Source organism: Wolbachia endosymbiont (group A) of Bibio marci (assembly GCF_947251645.1).
Classification (GTDB): domain Bacteria; phylum Pseudomonadota; class Alphaproteobacteria; order Rickettsiales; family Anaplasmataceae; genus Wolbachia.
The window spans coordinates 754,663-771,376 of sequence record NZ_OX366364.1 but is presented as its reverse complement, the minus strand read 5'-3'; the positions used below and the strand labels follow the sequence as shown (position 1 = coordinate 771,376).

Sequence of the window (16,714 nt, the reverse complement as noted above, 5' to 3'; positions counted from 1 at the left end):
AGGTTTACTAGATTCCAGCGTCACGCGCTGGAATGACATGGTGGTATGTATTCAAGTAGCTGACACTGGTTCCTTTATGACGGCAGTGCCCAGAGGTGTCATCCCAGTGCCCAGACACTGGGATGGCTTTGTTGCATAGCACCTTAAGCAGTGATGGTTTACGACAAATTTATGTAATGATTTCAAATTTAGCCATACCAATATCAGTGAATTTGTTGAGCAAATAGCACTTAATTAGTAATTCTTTTTCACGATTTACTTCAGATTTATTCCTAAAGCTAAATCCAAATACTTGCTTCAACCTTGAGAAAAATCCTTCTATGTAAGATCTCTTTCCATAAATTGCTTCCTTTTTCCACTCTTTTACACCATCTTGTCCATATAATTTTATTAACCTAATAGCAGCATTTCTGTCAGACATATAATCTATTTTTGAATGTTCTGCTGCATCCTTTTTTGGTAGAACTTTTGTCTTTATATCGTATTTCTTACACAATTTATAAAGTTTGTGCCTATCGTATGCCCTATCTGCATATAATGCTTTTATTTTGTGCTGAAAATTAACTTCTTCAAGCAAATCGCAAGCTCCATAGTGGTCAGAGTAGACGCCATTACTGTATCTTGCAGCTATAGCTTTTTTACTATTCACACTTAACATAACATGTAACTTTCTTACTTGCTCGTAGCTTCGGTACTTTCTATCTGCACTGTTTTCCTTACTGTGGCCAGGAGTGTTACTGTAAATGCTGATACTTGTGCTATCTATGATAATTTCAATATTTTCCATGTTGCTTTTATCAACCCTGCAATCATTTATCTTAATATTAAGTTTTTTAAACCTTCTTGATGCTTGTGAATAGCTGATAACTGCCAAATTTTTTCCTATTTGTTGCAGATATCCTTTTATAAACCCCACCGTTTGTCTTAAACCAATTCTAAAAAGATTGACAATTATATGCACCAAAATTACGACTTTATCACTGTAAATATAGTTGCCGCCCTGCATTTTTGGACTATTTTCATACCAATTTTCGATAGCTTCATCGATGTAACGAAAAATATTTCCCCTTTTTTCAAGGAATTTGTTATATTCGTTTTGGTTGCTGATTTTCATTTTCTGTGGCATATTTTTTCTTCAACAGTTAAATGGTTATTTATAATGAATTTTGTCAGTAGCCACCAGATTTTTTCGGTTGCTATGCAACAAAGCCCACTGGGATCCAGGAAACTTAATTGCAAGTAATGCATTGGGTTTGGTGAGTATGGGTTTTGCGTTATAGAATGAAGCACTTTTGGTGAATTTGTAAAGAAAACTAGATGCCAGTGTCAAGCACTGGCATGACATCATCTTGGATAACATCACGTGCTGGAATGACAAAGAAGAGTGGGCTTTCATATGGTTATGCAAGAGGTTTACTGAATGCAACCTAACTTCTCACACACACATTTTACTACGTAATCAGCGCTGATATTAAAATGCTCATAAAGTGTTTTATAAGGTGCTGATTCTCCGAAGCTTTTCATGCCAATAAATATACCGTTTGAACCTATATACTTATGCCAACCCATTTCACTTCCAGCTTCAATTGCAACTTTAATGCTGTCATTATTTAATATCGCCGCTTTATATTCATCACTTTGCTCGTCAAAAAGCCTCCAGCATGGCATAGAAACAACCCTTGTACCTATACCTTTTTCCTGCAATTTCTCCCTTGCTTCAACTGCAATTTCAACTTCAGATCCGGTAGCAAATATTGTCACTTTTAATTCTTTTGAACATTCACACAAAATATATGCACCAAACTTCGATAGATTAGCAGATTGATCGATATCAGAATGCATGTAACTTACGTTTTGCCTTGAGAGCGCAAACAGTGCTGGAGATTCTTTCTTTTCGAGTGCAATGCTAACACACTCCAGAGTTTCAACTGCATCGGCTGGTCTAAAAACATATAGATTTGGTATAGCACGCAAAGAAGCTAAATGCTCTATTGGTTGGTGAGTTGGGCCATCTTCTCCCACTCCAATTGAGTCGTGAGTCATGATATACATAACCTGCTGTTTCATCAGAGCTGAAAGACGTATAGCAGGACGACAATAGTCGGAAAATACCAAAAAAGTGCCGCCATAAGGAAGAATCGCGCCGTGAAGAGCCATACCATTCATACAAGCTGCCATAGCGTGTTCTCTCACTCCATAGTGGATATAAGAACCACTATAATTATTACTATCTATTACCTGCATGTGCTTATATTTAGTGCAATTTGACCCAGTAAGATCAGCAGAACCGCCGATTAATTCCGGCATATGTTGTGTTAAAAGTTCCATTACCATGCCAAAAGAAGATCGAGTAGCTTCGTTTGGCATTGTCTCGTGTATTTGTTTCTTCAAGTTAGCCAAAACACTATCGATATTATCTGGTAGACGTTTATCTAACCGTCTTTGAAGTTCTGCATGATACCCTGTCATCCCAGCATTCTCTTCTGTCATCCCAGTGCTTGACACTGGGATCCATTCTTTTTCTTCTTTTCTGGATTCCAGCGTCACGCGCTGGAATGACATCGTGTAATTTTGTTTTGCTCTCTCAACAGTTTTCTTCCAGGCGTTTTTCACATCTTCTGGCACATGAAATGGCTCGTAGTTCCAATCCAATTTTTCTCTCATCTGTTTGATGTCTTCCTCCGAAAAAGCACCACTGTGAGCAGAGGATGTGCCAGCACGGCTTGAAAATTTTCCGATAATGGTTTTGCAGCAGATCATTGTAGGTTTATCAGACTTTTTTGCTTGCTCTATTGCAAAGGATATGGCATCAAAATCATGGCCATCAATTTTGTCAACATTCCATCCATACGCTAAGAAGCGTTTCTCTACATCATCAGAACAGGAAAGGCAAGTAGCGCCATCTATAGAGATATCATTATCATCAAAAAGGGCTATTAATTTATTCAATTTAAGATGTCCAGCAAGTGATGCTGCTTCATGGCTTATTCCTTCCATAAGACAGCCATCCCCTAGCATTACGTAAGTGTAGTGATTGATTCTGAATTGCTTTTTAAGGATTGATTCAGCAAGTGCCATGCCAACAGCAGCGGCAAACCCCTGACCGAGCGGGCCTGTTGTTGCCTCTACCCCAGAAGTCAAGCCGAACTCTGGATGACCTGGGGTCTTGGATCCCATTTGCCTGAAGTTTTTTAGCTCATCTATGCTAATATAACCTGTCAAATATAATATTGAATATAGTAACATTGACCCATGACCGTTTGATAAAACAAAGCGATCTCTATTGAACCATTTAGAATCATCAGGATTATGATTCAGATATTTAGCAAACAAGACAGTTGCAACATCTGCCATGCCAAGTGGCATACCTGGGTGTCCAGAGTTTGCTTTTTGTACTGCATCAATTGATAAAAAACGGATGGCGTTTGCCATAGATTCCAAAGGTAGATGATTCATAGAAAAACTTAAAAATGAAGTATAAAAGATTATACCAGCAAAAACAAGTTGACACTGAGTGCTAAAATCCTTAATAATCTAGAGTTGAATCGTGAGAGTTTTTATATGACAACTGTTATCACTAGAAAGTATAGGATTAGCCGTAGACTTGGTGTAAATTTATGGGGTAGAGCTAAAGACCCAGTAAACAAAAGGAAATACCCTCCTGGTCAACATGGTATTCTTGGATTCAAGAAGTTATCCGACTTTGGTAAGCAGTTTGCTGCGCATAAGAAATTTAAGTTTTACTATGCGATTTCAAGTAAGCAGCTCAGACGTACATTTTTAGATGCTTATAACAGAAAGGGTTATACGGCTGATAATTTTATCGGTATCTTAGAATCGAGATTAAGTTCTGTTTTATACCACTCTAGTCTTGTGCCAACAATTTATGCAGCGAAGCAGCTCATATCTCATAAGCACGTTACAGTTAATGATAAGGTGGTTAACATATCAAGTTATCGAGTGAAACCAGGTGATATAATAAAAATAAGAGAAAGGGCAGCAAAAATCCCTGTAGTAGTAGAGGCTGAACAAAAACAAGAGCGCAAGGCTCCGGATTATTTAGAAGCAGATAGTAAAGAGCATTCAGTGAAATATTTGAGGTCGCCTCAATATTCTGAGGTTCCTTATTCAGCGGACATGGAAGTCAATTTAGTAGTAGAGTTTTACTCTAGATAGGTAAAAAAAGCCCGTGTGGCGGAATCGGTAGACGCAGCGGACTTAAAATCCGTGGGTTTTGCGACCTTGGGAGTTCAAGTCTCCCCATGGGCACCAATTTAACTTAGCAGATAAATACAAAAAAGTATGAAATGGCTTGATATAGAAGATATTGTAGAAGCTCTGGAGGAAAAATTTTCAGATGAGAATATAATTAGTATCAGATTCACTGAGCTTAAAAAAAAGGTCTTGAGTTTAGAGGAATTTGATGATGATGAAAAACGCTGTAACGAGAAAATACTCGAAGCCATTCAAGCAGCTTGGATTGAGGAAAGATCTTAACAAATAAGAAATAACTATCGCTATTAAAAGTTAGCGCGTGACGCTGGAATGGCTTTGTTGCATAGCAACCGAAAAAATCTGGTGGCTACTGACAAAATTCATTATAAATAACCATTTAACTGTTGAAGAAAAAATATGCCACAGAAAATGAAAGTCAGTAACCAAAATGAATATAACAAATTTCTCCAGGAAAGAGGAAATATTTTTCATTATATCAATGAAGCCATAGAAAATTGGTATGAAAATAGTCCAAAAATGCAAGGCGGCAACTATATTTACAGTGATAAAGTTGTGATTTTGGTGCATATAATTGTCAATCTTTTTAGAATTGGTTTAAGACAAACGGTGGGGTTTATAAAAGGATATATGCAACAAATAGGAAGAGATTTAGCAGTTATCAGCTATTCACAAGCATCAAGAAGGTTTAAGAAACTTAATATTAAGATCAATGATTGCAGAATTGATAAAAATAATATGGAAGACATCGAAATTGCTATAGATAGTACAGGTATCAGCATTTACAACAATACCCCTGGTCACAGCAAGGAAAATAGCGCTAACAGAAAATATCGTGGCTATGAACAGACAAGAAAATTGCATGTAATGTTGAATATAAACAGCAAAAAAGCCATAGCTGTAAAATACAGTAACGGTGTCTACTCTGATCACTATGGAGCTTGCGATTTGCTTAAAGAAGTTAATTTTCAGCATATCATAAAAGCACTATATGCAGATAGGGCATATGATAGGCACAAGTTTTACAAATTGTGTCACGAATATGATATAAAGGCAAAAATTCCACCAATAAACAATGCGGCAGAACATCCAGAAATAGATTATATGTCTGACAGAAATGCTGCTATTAGGTTAATAAAATTATACGGTGAAGATGGCGTAAAAGAATGGAAAAAAGAAGTAAATTATGGGAAAAGATCTTATATTGAAGGGTTTTTCTCAAGATTAAAGCAAATATTTGGATTCAGCTTTAGGAATAAATCCGAAGTAAATCGCGAAAAAGAATTGCTGATTAAGTGCTATTTGCTTAATCAATTTACTGAAATTGGTATGGCTAAATTTGAAATGGCTACATGATATTTATCGTAAATTACTACCAGTATAAGGTGCGATGCAACAAAGCCCGCTGGAATCCAGAAAAAAAAGAAAAATGGATCCCAGCTGGGATGACAACAAAAAAGAAGGAGTCTAAAATTCGGACACCGTATATCATTCATTTTAGACAATACTGTACTTTTTAAATCTAATTTAAAATTCACTCAGGTTAATAATAATTTAACTAATTACAATTAAAACAGCTAGAAGGTTAATTATGAGGCAAAACAAAAATTTTTGAATGGAACGACTTACTTAACAAGTGCTACGTTAAGGTAGATTGTTACATAAAAATACTGCTTTTATGGTGTGAGGCTAGAGGTTTGTAAAGTAGTTAGAAGGTTGTCATCCCAGTGTTAGCTACTTGGATTTGGCACTGAGGAAATCCAATGTAGTAGTAAACCTTACTTATTTAGTTATACTAGAAACAAAACAGAAAAATGCTCAAACGTAGCGGTCCAAAAAAATTAAAGTCTATAATTGAAAATTACGCATTAAAATGCATGAAAAATAAGATTAGCAAAAATGAAATACGTCTGATTTTAAACTGGCGAAATATAGTAGGGAAAGAAATAGCAGAGTGTACAAAACCGAAAAAGATCTCATATGCACAGAATATAAATTCGGGTGTATTGCATCTGGTAGTAACAAATGGCAGTAAAGCATTAGAAATTCAGCATATGATTTCTCTTATAATAGAAAAAATTACGATATTTTTTGGCTACAAAGCAGTATATGGTATAAAAATTAAGCAAGAGAGTATTGACTATTTGACTATATAAGGTAATCTAAGTACATAGAATAATTTGGTATATTGAAGTGAGTAGAGTTTGTGAATTAACAAATAGAAAAAAATCTTTTGGTAATAAGGTATCACATTCGAATCGTAAAACAAAGCGTACCTTTCTTTTAAATTTACATAAGGTTACGTTAACAAGTGATCTATTGAATAAAAAGTTTAGATTTCGTGTGGCAACAAGAACTTTGAGAACTATAGATTACAAAGGTGATTTAGATGCTTTTTTGCTCAACACAAGAACGATTAAACTAAGTGAGAAAGCGCAGAAGATAAAAAGAAGGTTGAAAAAAGTTTTAGTAAAGCAAGAGGTAGAGTTAGCCGTTTCAGATGCATAGCAAACCTCAATGGCTCAGAGCAAAAGCTCCGACCGGTGAAGTATTCAATGAAACTTTAAACATCGTTAAACTGCATAACTTACATACGGTATGTGAAGAAGCTGCATGTCCAAATATTGGTGAATGTTGGAATAAACGTCATGCTACTGTGATGATTCTTGGTTCTGTTTGCACTCGTGCTTGTGCATTTTGCAACGTTGCAACTGGCATTCCTGATAAACTAGACCCTCATGAACCAGAAAATTTAGCAAAAGCGATAAAAAAGTTAAACTTAAAACATGTTGTCATTACCTCTGTTGATCGTGATGATTTGCCAGATGGTGGCGCAAATCAGTTTATAAAGTGCATAGAAGAAATTAGAAAGATAACTTCAGAAACAACAATAGAGATTTTAACTCCTGATTTTTTAAATAAGAAAGGAGCATTTGAAGCAATTGCTGTTGCATCACCTGATGTCTATAACCACAATATTGAAACAGTGCCGAGATTGTATGCAAAAATAAGACCACGAGCTCGCTATTTTCATTCACTATATTTACTGAAGATGGTAAAGCAGATTAATCCTAAAGTTTTCACAAAGTCAGGGCTTATGGTTGGTCTTGGAGAAAAAAAAGAGGAAATACTTCAGGTTATGGACGATTTGCGCAGTGCTGAAGTTGATTTTATTACAATTGGTCAATATCTACAACCAACTCCAAAACATGCAAAACTTGATAGGTATGTTACCCCAGAAGAGTTTGAGCATTATAAATACATTGCTTACTCCAAAGGTTTCTTAGTGGTTGCATCAAGCCCACTAACTCGGTCATCATACCACGCTGAAGAAGATTTTAACAGGCTCAAGGCCTGTCGTTAATATTTATGTTAATTCAAATTAATTTTTACTAATTATAAAGGAGTTGAGCGACTTTACGTAATGTCTACTATAAAAATCGAGAAGAAATCACAATTAGTTAAAGAGGTATTCGATTCCGTGGCAAGTCGCTACGACACCATGAATGATATAATGAGCCTTGGAATGCACAGATTATGGAAAGATAAAATGGTAAATAGTGTGCATTTTACAAAAAACTCTAAGGTTTTAGATGTTGCTGGAGGAACTGGAGATATAGCAATAAGAATAGTAAGAAAAGAGCCAAGTGCTAAGGTTACAGTATGCGATATAAATCAGAATATGCTAAGCAGAGGACGTGATAAAGCTATAAATTCAAACCAAATTAATTTTGATTGGGTATGTGCGAACGCAGAAAGTTTACCATTTGAAGACTCCGAATTTGATTATTGCACAATAGCTTTTGGCATTCGAAATGTTTCTGATCGCAAGAAGGCTTTAAATGAGGCGCACAGGGTATTAAAACCACATGGAAAATTTATCTGCTTAGAATTTGCCCCTATGCACTATCAAAATGAGATATTTACCAAACTTTATGACTTATATTCATTTAAAGTAATTCCTAAAATTGGCAGCATAGTTGCTCAAGACGAGAGTTCTTATGAATATTTAGTGAAGAGCATCAGAGAATTTCCAACTCAGGCTGATTTTAAAATGGAAATTGAAGAGGTAGGCTTTAAGAATGTTGAGTTTCATAATATGAGCTATGGAATAGTGGCATTACACATTGGAACAAAATGAATATTAAACTCTGGTATAGAACCCTAGACTATTATCTTATCCTTCCAGTGTTTTTTTTGCTCACTATAAGCTTCATTCTTGTTTATTCAGCAAGCCCTGTAATTGCGCAGCGTCTTTCTCTACCACAGGATTATTTTATACGGCGCCATACAATTTATATAGTTCTATCACTGGTTACCTTAGTAACATTTTCTTTTCTCAACACAAGAACTATACTTAACCTCTCATTCGCAGGTTTCATTTTATTTACTATTCTAGTGGCAGCTGCGATAATACTTGGTATAGAGGTAAAAGGTGCGAAACGATGGTTACATATTGTCAAAATTTCAGTTCAACCATCTGAGTTCGTAAGGCCATTTTTTTCTGTTGTTATAGCTAGTATCTTGGCCAGTGGAATGAAGTTTAAAATGCACATATCAATCATAATATTTCTGTTAGTTTTTGTGTTGTTACTTTTGCAACCTGATTTCAGTATGTCCATGCTTTTAACATATTCTTTTATTGGTCAAATGTTTATTGCATGTATACCATTTTTATACTTTCTATGCATAATAGGAATGGCCACAACTGGAACTACAATAGCTTACTTATGCCTCCCACATATAAAGCAAAGGATTTACAATTTTGTCTTTTTTACGCAGCGCGATAACTTTCAAGTCACAAAATCATTAGAAGCATTCAAAAGAGGTCAATTAACTGGAGTTGGACCTGGTGAAGGTAGCGTAAAAACCTCTCTTCCTGATTGTCATACAGATTTTGTGTTTTCTGTTTTAGCAGAAGAATTTGGTTTGATTACGTGCTTAGCCACATTGATGTTATTTGGCATCATTTCCGCCCGCTTGCTTTACGTTGCATATAGGGAAAATGAACTACTTAATCTGTTGGTGATTCTTGGTATCTCAATTCAATTCATCACACAATTCATAATAAACATAGGGGTAACATTGAGTGTTTTTCCCACCACCGGCATAACCCTGCCACTACTTAGTTATGGTGGCTCTTCTCTTTTATCTTCGAGCATTGCACTTGGCATAATGCTGTCTTTCAGTAGAAATCAAGCTATTGCATTAAAGTTTCGTGAGCGTGTTATGCTTGGAAGGTATATGGACTAAACTTGTACCGCTCACAACTGTACGAACGTTGCGATATAGGGGTCAAGAATGATGTCATCCCAGTGCCTCTATGATGTCATGAAAGTAGCTGACACTGGAATGGCTTTGTTGCATAGCAACCGAAAAAATCTGGTGGCTACTGACAAAATTCATTATAAATAACCATTTAACTGTTGAAGAAAAAATATGCCACAGAAAATGAAAGTCAGTAACCAAAATGAATATAACAAATTTCTCCAGGAAAGAGGAAATATTTTTCATTATATCAATGAAGCCATAGAAAATTGATATGAAAATAGTCCAAAAATGCAAGGCGGCAACTATATTTACAGTGATAAAGTTGTGATTTTGGTGCATATAATTGTCAATCTTTTTAGAATTGGTTTAAGACAAACGGTGGGGTTTATAAAAGGATATATGCAACAAATAGGAAGAGATTTAGCAGTTATCAGCTATTCACAAGCATCAAGAAGGTTTAAGAAACTTAATATTAAGATCAATGATTGCAGAATTGATAAAAATAATATGGAAGACATCGAAATTGCTATAGATAGTACAGGTATCAGCATTTACAACAATACCCCTGGTCACAGCAAGGAAAATAGCGCTAACAGAAAATATCATGGCTATGAACAGACAAGAAAATTGCATGTAATGTTGAATATAAACAGCAAAAAAGCTATAGCTGTAAAATACAGTAACGGTGTCTACTCTGATCACTATGGAGCTTGCGATTTGCTTAAAGAAGTTAATTTTCAGCATATCATAAAAGCACTATATGCAGATAGGGCATATGATAGGCACAAGTTTTACAAATTGTGTCACGAATATGATATAAAGGCAAAAATTCCACCAATAAACAATGCGGCAGAACATCCAGAAATAGATTATATGTCTGACAGAAATGCTGCTATTAGGTTAATAAAATTATACGGTGAAGATGGCGTGAAAGAATGGAAAAAAGAAGTAAATTATGGGAAAAGATCTTATATTGAAGGGTTTTTCTCAAGATTAAAGCAAATATTTGGATTCAGCTTTAGGAATAAATCCGAAGTAAATCGCGAAAAAGAATTGCTGATTAAGTGCTATTTGCTTAATCAATTTACTGAAATTGGTATGGCTAAATTTGAAATGGCTACATGATATTTATCGTAAATTACTACCAGTATAAGGTGCGATGCAACAAAGCCCACTGGAATCCAGCAGATCAAGCTTTCCGCTCATCCCCAGTTATGCCTTGTTCTTCTTCCACTTCATCTATTTTAGTACTAGGCTTTAACATCATATATGTGATACCACCAACTGCTAGTGCCGCCACCGTAACTGCAACAACTGCTATTACTATAGGTATTAACTCAACTGCAACTGTTCCGGTTACAAAAAGTGTCACTGCTGCTGCAGTGCCTAATACTGCGACTGCACCACCTGCAAAAACACCTTTTGTAATTGCTGATGTAGGTTGTTTTTTTTCTGTTTCTTCCAGAAGAGGTGTTGTATCCTTATTATCATCCTTATCTTGTGTTAAATTGTTTTTTTCTTCTTCTTCCAGAAGCTTCTTTATATCACCAATTCTAGCTAAATCTTTTGGAGTTTTTCCAGAATTATTCTTTAATAAAAGATCTGCTCCTTTTTTCATTAGAACTTTTACTATATCTATATGACACTTGTAAGCAGCAAAATGTAAAGGAGTCCATCCATCTTGATCTTTTGCATTAACATCTGCTCCTTTTGCTATTAGAACTTTCACTGTGTCTATATGATCATTTCTAGCAGCCCAATGTAAAGGAATCCCTTTACATTTATTTTTTACATTAACATCTGCTCCGTTTTGTATTAGAGCATTTACTGTGCCTATATGACCATATTCAGCAGCATTATGTAGAGGAGTACTTTTAAAATTATCTTCTGCATTAACATTTGCCCCTCTATCTATTAGAGCGTTTACTATCTCTGTATAACCTACAACACTATGTAAAGGAGTCTTTCCATATTCGTTTACTATATTAACCTTAGACCCTGCGTTTATTAAAGCATTCACTACCTCTATGTGATGAGCAAAATGTAAAGGAGTCGATCCATCTCTATCTTTTGCATTAACATCTGCTCTTTTTGCTATTAGAACTTTTACTGTATCTATATGATCATTTCTAGTAGCCCAATGTAAAGGAGTCGATCCATCTTGATCTTTTGCATTAACATTTGCCTCTTTTTCTATTAGAGCACTTACTATTTCTTTACAACCTTTTTCAGCAGCCCAATGCAAAGGAGTTTTTTTATTTTCATCTACTGTATCGACTTCTGCATTGCTTTGTAATAGAACTTTAACTATCTCTGTATGACCATTTCTAGTAGCCCAATGTAAAGGAGTGTATCCATCTCTATCTTTTGCATCAACCTTTGCTCTTTTTGCTATTAGAACTTTTACTGTATCTATATGACCATATTTAGCAGCATTATGTAGAGGAGATCGTTTTAAATAACCATCTTCTGCATTAACATCTGCTCCTCTATCTATTAGAGCATTTACTATCTCTATATAACCTTTGTCAGCAGCATCATGTAGGGGAGTATATTTAAAATGATCTTTTGCATTAACATTTGCTCTATTTTGTATTAGAGCATTTACTATATCTATATGACCATGCTGAATAGCGTAACATAAGAGAACTATTCCCGATTTGCTTATTGCATTAACATTTGCTCCGTTTTGTATTAGAGCATTTACTACATCTGCATGACCATTTTCAGCAGCTAAATGCAATAACGTAAATCGATCATATGCTATTAGTGTATCATCTTTAATTTCAAATAGGTAATCTACATCAAAACTGGCCCTTTCCCAATTTTCATATTCACCTTTACCTTCTGCCTTTAATTTCCCTTTTATTTTTTCAACTATATTATCTTTATTTAAATCCTTGTCGTCATTAACGGCACTTAATATTTTTTCCCACTCTTCATGTTTTATTGCCATAGCTCTACCTACAAATTCAATAATACTTTAACTATTACACATAAAGTAAAAAAGTCAACTCATCTCTTCCAAAGGCTCTATATTAAAGATGGAAAGTCCAGAAGCAATGACGTGCGCTAAGGCTTGTACGAGTTGCAGCGGTGAGGTCTTTCTTATATTTTTAATTGTGTAATCTTCTGTGTTTGTAAATGTTTTTTCTATGCTCCACTGCAGTAATAAGTACTTTACGTTCTGAATGATTTATGCTGTAAATTATACGGTAGTTGCTAACCCTTATCCTATATTGCCCTCTAAAGCTATGACATAAAGGCTTTCCTAGATTAAAAGGATCAACTGTAAGGCGTTTCTTTATGGCCTCCTGAACCATTAATTTAATCTTTGCCGGAAGAGCTGGAATTTCTTTTTCAATAACATTTTTTAAGAATTTTATAGTGTAAGCTTTATTTCCAGATGTTTTCATCATCCTCTACTTCTTCTTCACCTTCAGAGAGGCGGTCGTCAGCTATTTTGGATAGCTCTACATCTTCTTCGAACTCTTCTTCCACTAAATCTACTAAAACTTCAGGAATAGTTTTATTTTGAATCTCTGCCATTTCTGTAAGATACTGAGCCAATTTACTGTCAAAACTTACATTAACATTGAGCTTTTTTTGACTGTGAGCCATATCTTAACCAGAAAATACTACTATAAACTATAACATTTTTACTTAATTTTGTCAATTCCTCTATTCGTTGAAAAAACAATCTTGCACAAAAAAAGTCAACTCATCTCTTCCAAAGGTTCTATATTAAAGATGGAAAGTCCAGAAGCGATGACGTGCGCTAAGGCTTGTACGAGAAACATTCTTGCAGCGGTGAGGTTTAAGTTGTCTTCCAGTATGAACCGCATGTTTAAATCACTCTTGCCATACCCCCATAAAACGTGAAACGCTTCTGCAACTTCAAGTAAGTAGAAAGTAATTCTGTGTGGCTCATAAAGCCTTGCTGCAATTTTTACCACATCTGGCCACTTTGCTAAGGTTTTTATGAGGAAGAGCTCCCCATCGGTCTTTAAAAGTGAAGGATCTGCTGTTGGGAGCTCTTTTGGAGCATTACGCATTAACGAATGAGCACGAGCATGCGCATATTGCACGTAAAAAATAGGATTGTCTTTTGACTGTTCTTTAACTTTAGCAAAATCAAAGTCCAAGACCATATCATTCTTGCGTGTTAGCATTATAAAATGAGTTATGTCCCTGCCAACTTCTTCCACTACATCTCTTGCTGTGAGGAAGTTTCCTGATCTTTTGGACATCTTAACAGGTTTGCCATTCTCAAAAAAATTCACAATATTATGCAGTTTTACCTCTATTTTTGCTTGATTATCACTCAGCGCAGAGACGACTGCTTTGAGCCTTTTGACATAACCGCCGTGGTCACTACCAAGCTCTACGATCATATTGTTAAAACCACGTGATATCTTATCAAAATGGTAAGCGATATCCGAGGCAAAATAAGTCCAACTGCCGTCCTCTTTCTTCAATGCACGGTCAACGTCATCACCAAATTTTGTAGAGCGAAATAACATTTCTTTTCTGGAAGTCCAATTTTCGCTTTCTTTGCCTTTTGGTTTCTCCAGGTACCCTTCATATACTAGACCCTTGTCAGACAATATCTTTATACTCTCTTCAATTTTGCCACTTTTTTGTAGCTCATACTCTGAAGTAAAAACATCATGACTTACTCCAAGTAAGTTCATGTCTTCCTTTATGAGTTCTAAGATAGAACTTAAAGTATAGTCTCTAATTATCTGATTATCTTGCTTTTTTAGAAGCTCTTTGCCATATTTTTTAGCCAGCTCCTCCCCTATCGGTTTTAAATATTCACCTGGGTATAAACCTTTTTCAATGCTAATTTCTTCTCCCAGAGCTTCCTTATACCGCAAATATACTGACTTTATTAGTGTATCTATCTGCGCTCCAGCATCGTTAATATAGTATTCCTTAGTAACTTTATAACCAACTTTTTTCAATAAATTTGCCAGAACGTCACCAAATACTGCCCCTCTTGCATGACCAATATGCAGTGGACCAGTTGGATTTGCAGATACAAACTCAACATTGATGGCCTGATTGTTCCCTATATCTAGGGTACCAAACTCTGTTTTTAGCTCATTTATTTGTTTTAAAATTCCATGCCACACTTCTATTTTTAAGTGCATGTTGATGAAACCAGGGCCTGCTATTTCCACTTCTGCAATTTCATCAAAAGGTTTAAATTCTCTTGCTAAGATCTCTGCAATTTCAATGGGATTCTTCTTTTCATGCTTTGCAAGCACCATAGCAACGTTTGTGTAAATATCTCCATGTGCTCTATTGCTTGGAGGCTCTACGATAAAGTTTGTTGCATTCGTGCTTATAACACCCCTTTGCTTCAACTCATTTAATTTGCTGGAAATTAGAGAGGAAACCTGTTTAAAAATGTTCATCAACTAGAAAAATTATGAAAACCTCCAACAATATAGCGAATAAGTGGGGCTAGTTGAAGGTTTATCTTATCTCTATTCTTTGTTTGGTGTAAGGCGACCTTTTCTGGGTCGAAAGACCCAGAAAAGTTATGGTTTATATTAAGTCGTTATTGCTAGTATAATAAGAAGCGTTATTGTTCTCATTTTCATATATACTTGTTGCACTTGTTGCCATATCGGACTTGAGCATCTGGTCATTAAACGCAGGAATTTTTAATATAATCGTTTTATCTCCAGCATCCCAAATGGATTCGTTCAGTGTTTTAATGCACTTCTTGCAGGCTTCACCATTACCACAATCCTCTATCGATTTAGGTCTACCATCATCTTTAAGGTAACGCTGACATACAGCATAATGCTGATCAGTTTCTTCACCATCTTTATTTATTATCTTTCCTGTTTTGTAATTAACAAGCAACAGCGGCATACCCTGCTTCGTAATTATATTTTGTTCTTCCGATCCCATTTGAATAGGTTTACTAACAAGGTTAGGACATTCTTCATTAAAGAAGTTTTTGCTATATTCTTTAGTGTCGTAACTGCTCTTTGCAGAATAACAAAGACTTTTAGTCTCTGTGTCACTCTTGCAAACGGAGTCATTGGGAAGTTCTGTATACTTTTTACACCACATGTTGCTAGGGCTACCCCACGCATAGTTAATATCATCTGAAAAAGCAAGCTTAAAATTATGTGCTGAATATGGAGCATTTGCACCTGATTTTATGTGTTCCATAATTTTAGGGTTATCAAACATCTCAGGATACAGTTTCTTTAGTATATCTAATGTATTAAAAGCATAATGACCTACCTGATTCTCAGGAGAGTATTTATAATAGCCAGAGTAAGCTCCGCATTTGTTAATTATAGCGTGTTCTGGAGTGATTACTTTAGGCATAATAATAATACCATCTTCAGGAGGACATTCTTTATCAATATTACCTTTGACTTCCTCAATTACAGTATCTTTAATAAATTCTTTTAACTTGTCCTTTATTTTATCCTCTATCTCCTTCTGTATTGCATCCCTATCACATTTACAATCTATCTCATCCTTTATTTCGTCTTTTATTTTATTTTTCATTTCCTCCTTAGTCTTATCATCAATTTCACATTTAAGGTCTTTCTTCAGTTCATTCTTAATATTTTCCTTCATTTCACCCTTAGTCTTATCATCAATTTCACATTTAAGGTCTTTCTTCAGTTCATTCTTAATATTTTCCTTTATTTCACCCTTAGTCTTATCATCAATTTCACACTTAAGGTCTTTCTTCAGTTCATTCTTAATATTTTACTTTATTTCACCCTTAGTCTTATCATCAATTTCACACTTAAGGTCTTTCTTCAGTTCATTCTTAATATTTTACTTTATTTCACCCTTAGTCTTATCATCAATTTCACACTTAAGGTCTTTCTTCAGTTCATTCTTAACGTTTTCCTTTATTTCACCCTTAGTCTTATCATCAATTTCACACTTAAGATCTTTCTTCAGTTCATTCTTAACATTTTCCTTTATTTTACCTTCTATCTCCTTCTGTATTGCATTCTTATCACATCCACCGGTCTTATCCTTGTTGATTACCAGCGGCATATTATTAGTATCACATATTCTAAGTGGTCGGTGATGTATATAGCTTTTACCCTGTTGACATGGATAAAAAAGGTTATTTTTTAACATAGTATACCTCCATTGGTAAGTCATGATTATTAAAAATTAATTAATAAGTAGAGGTGCAGTGAATACCCACCTC

19 protein-coding genes, 1 tRNA gene and 1 pseudogene are annotated in these 16,714 nt (G+C 35.2%); 11 read left to right on the top strand and 10 right to left on the bottom strand.

What is annotated here, in order from left to right; all coding sequences use genetic code 11:
* Positions 1–7 precede the first annotated feature (7 nt).
* The 4 genes from OPR48_RS04110 to tkt form a co-directional block, all read right to left on the bottom strand.
* The gene (locus OPR48_RS04110) at positions 8–142 is read right to left on the bottom strand and encodes a hypothetical protein (protein ID WP_265025521.1); all 135 of its coding nucleotides are present in this window, start codon (positions 140–142) and stop codon (positions 8–10) included.
* A gap of 27 nt (positions 143–169) precedes the next feature.
* The gene (locus tag OPR48_RS04105) at positions 170–1,126 is read right to left on the bottom strand and encodes an IS5 family transposase (protein ID WP_265025520.1); all 957 of its coding nucleotides are present in this window, start codon (positions 1,124–1,126) and stop codon (positions 170–172) included.
* Positions 1,111–1,248, bottom strand: a complete 138-nt coding sequence (locus tag OPR48_RS04100) for a hypothetical protein (RefSeq protein WP_265025519.1) — start codon at positions 1,246–1,248, stop codon at positions 1,111–1,113. Before OPR48_RS04100 ends, OPR48_RS04105 begins: the two co-directional genes overlap by 16 nt.
* A 165-nt stretch (positions 1,249–1,413) precedes the next feature.
* The gene (gene tkt, locus OPR48_RS04095; protein WP_265025518.1) at positions 1,414–3,456 is read right to left on the bottom strand and encodes a transketolase; all 2,043 of its coding nucleotides are present in this window, start codon (positions 3,454–3,456) and stop codon (positions 1,414–1,416) included.
* A gap of 105 nt (positions 3,457–3,561) precedes the next feature.
* Here tkt and rpsD point away from each other — a divergent pair, with 105 nt between their 5' ends.
* From rpsD to OPR48_RS04040, 11 genes and pseudogenes are all read left to right on the top strand, one after another.
* Positions 3,562–4,176 carry a 30S ribosomal protein S4 gene (gene rpsD / locus OPR48_RS04090; protein ID WP_265025517.1) on the top strand — a complete coding sequence of 205 codons (615 nt, stop codon included), beginning with the start codon at positions 3,562–3,564 and terminating at the stop codon, positions 4,174–4,176.
* A gap of 9 nt (positions 4,177–4,185) precedes the next feature.
* A tRNA-Leu gene (locus OPR48_RS04085) sits at positions 4,186–4,272 on the top strand.
* A 30-nt stretch (positions 4,273–4,302) separates the two neighbouring features.
* A complete protein-coding gene (iscX, locus tag OPR48_RS04080; RefSeq protein ID WP_265025516.1) occupies positions 4,303–4,497 on the top strand; it encodes a Fe-S cluster assembly protein IscX in 195 nt (64 codons plus the stop codon).
* A 135-nt stretch (positions 4,498–4,632) separates the two neighbouring features.
* On the top strand, positions 4,633–5,589 hold the full coding sequence (locus OPR48_RS04075) for an IS5 family transposase (protein WP_265025515.1): 957 nt from the start codon (positions 4,633–4,635) through the stop codon (positions 5,587–5,589).
* Positions 5,586–5,753 carry a hypothetical protein gene (locus tag OPR48_RS04070; RefSeq protein ID WP_265025514.1) on the top strand — a complete coding sequence of 56 codons (168 nt, stop codon included), beginning with the start codon at positions 5,586–5,588 and terminating at the stop codon, positions 5,751–5,753. Before OPR48_RS04075 ends, OPR48_RS04070 begins: the two co-directional genes overlap by 4 nt.
* Before the next feature lie 294 nt (positions 5,754–6,047).
* The gene (locus OPR48_RS04065; RefSeq protein ID WP_010082513.1) at positions 6,048–6,389 is read left to right on the top strand and encodes a DUF721 domain-containing protein; all 342 of its coding nucleotides are present in this window, start codon (positions 6,048–6,050) and stop codon (positions 6,387–6,389) included.
* 37 nt (positions 6,390–6,426) lie between these two features.
* On the top strand, positions 6,427–6,741 hold the full coding sequence (rpmB, locus tag OPR48_RS04060; RefSeq protein WP_265025513.1) for a 50S ribosomal protein L28: 315 nt from the start codon (positions 6,427–6,429) through the stop codon (positions 6,739–6,741).
* The gene (gene lipA, locus OPR48_RS04055) at positions 6,734–7,597 is read left to right on the top strand and encodes a lipoyl synthase (RefSeq protein ID WP_265025512.1); all 864 of its coding nucleotides are present in this window, start codon (positions 6,734–6,736) and stop codon (positions 7,595–7,597) included. The genes rpmB and lipA overlap by 8 nt, the downstream gene beginning before the upstream one ends.
* 60 nt (positions 7,598–7,657) lie before the next feature.
* Positions 7,658–8,374 carry a bifunctional demethylmenaquinone methyltransferase/2-methoxy-6-polyprenyl-1,4-benzoquinol methylase UbiE gene (ubiE, locus tag OPR48_RS04050; RefSeq protein WP_265025511.1) on the top strand — a complete coding sequence of 239 codons (717 nt, stop codon included), beginning with the start codon at positions 7,658–7,660 and terminating at the stop codon, positions 8,372–8,374.
* Positions 8,371–9,486: an FtsW/RodA/SpoVE family cell cycle protein gene (locus tag OPR48_RS04045; protein WP_265025510.1), complete on the top strand. Its 1,116-nt coding sequence runs from the start codon at positions 8,371–8,373 to the stop codon at positions 9,484–9,486. Before ubiE ends, OPR48_RS04045 begins: the two co-directional genes overlap by 4 nt.
* A gap of 186 nt (positions 9,487–9,672) precedes the next feature.
* Positions 9,673–10,629 (top strand): annotated as a pseudogene (locus tag OPR48_RS04040) (IS5 family transposase).
* A gap of 64 nt (positions 10,630–10,693) precedes the next feature.
* Here OPR48_RS04040 and OPR48_RS04035 read toward each other — a convergent pair.
* The 6 genes from OPR48_RS04035 to OPR48_RS04010 all read right to left on the bottom strand — a co-directional run bounded on the left by OPR48_RS04035 (position 10,694) and on the right by OPR48_RS04010 (position 16,641).
* Entirely contained in the window at positions 10,694–12,460 is a 1,767-nt protein-coding gene (locus OPR48_RS04035; RefSeq protein ID WP_265025508.1) for an ankyrin repeat domain-containing protein, read from the bottom strand.
* A 160-nt stretch (positions 12,461–12,620) separates the two neighbouring features.
* A complete protein-coding gene (locus OPR48_RS04030; protein ID WP_265025507.1) occupies positions 12,621–12,920 on the bottom strand; it encodes a type II toxin-antitoxin system RelE family toxin in 300 nt (99 codons plus the stop codon).
* On the bottom strand, positions 12,901–13,125 hold the full coding sequence (locus OPR48_RS04025) for a hypothetical protein (RefSeq protein ID WP_265025506.1): 225 nt from the start codon (positions 13,123–13,125) through the stop codon (positions 12,901–12,903). The genes OPR48_RS04030 and OPR48_RS04025 overlap by 20 nt, the downstream gene beginning before the upstream one ends.
* Positions 13,126–13,220: 95 nt before the next feature.
* Positions 13,221–14,927, bottom strand: a complete 1,707-nt coding sequence (gene argS / locus OPR48_RS04020) for an arginine--tRNA ligase (protein WP_265025505.1) — start codon at positions 14,925–14,927, stop codon at positions 13,221–13,223.
* Between the two features lie 133 nt (positions 14,928–15,060).
* On the bottom strand, positions 15,061–16,119 hold the full coding sequence (locus OPR48_RS04015) for a hypothetical protein (protein WP_265025504.1): 1,059 nt from the start codon (positions 16,117–16,119) through the stop codon (positions 15,061–15,063).
* 207 nt (positions 16,120–16,326) lie between these two features.
* Positions 16,327–16,641, bottom strand: a complete 315-nt coding sequence (locus OPR48_RS04010; protein WP_265025503.1) for a hypothetical protein — start codon at positions 16,639–16,641, stop codon at positions 16,327–16,329.
* Between the last annotated feature and the right edge of the window lie 73 nt (positions 16,642–16,714).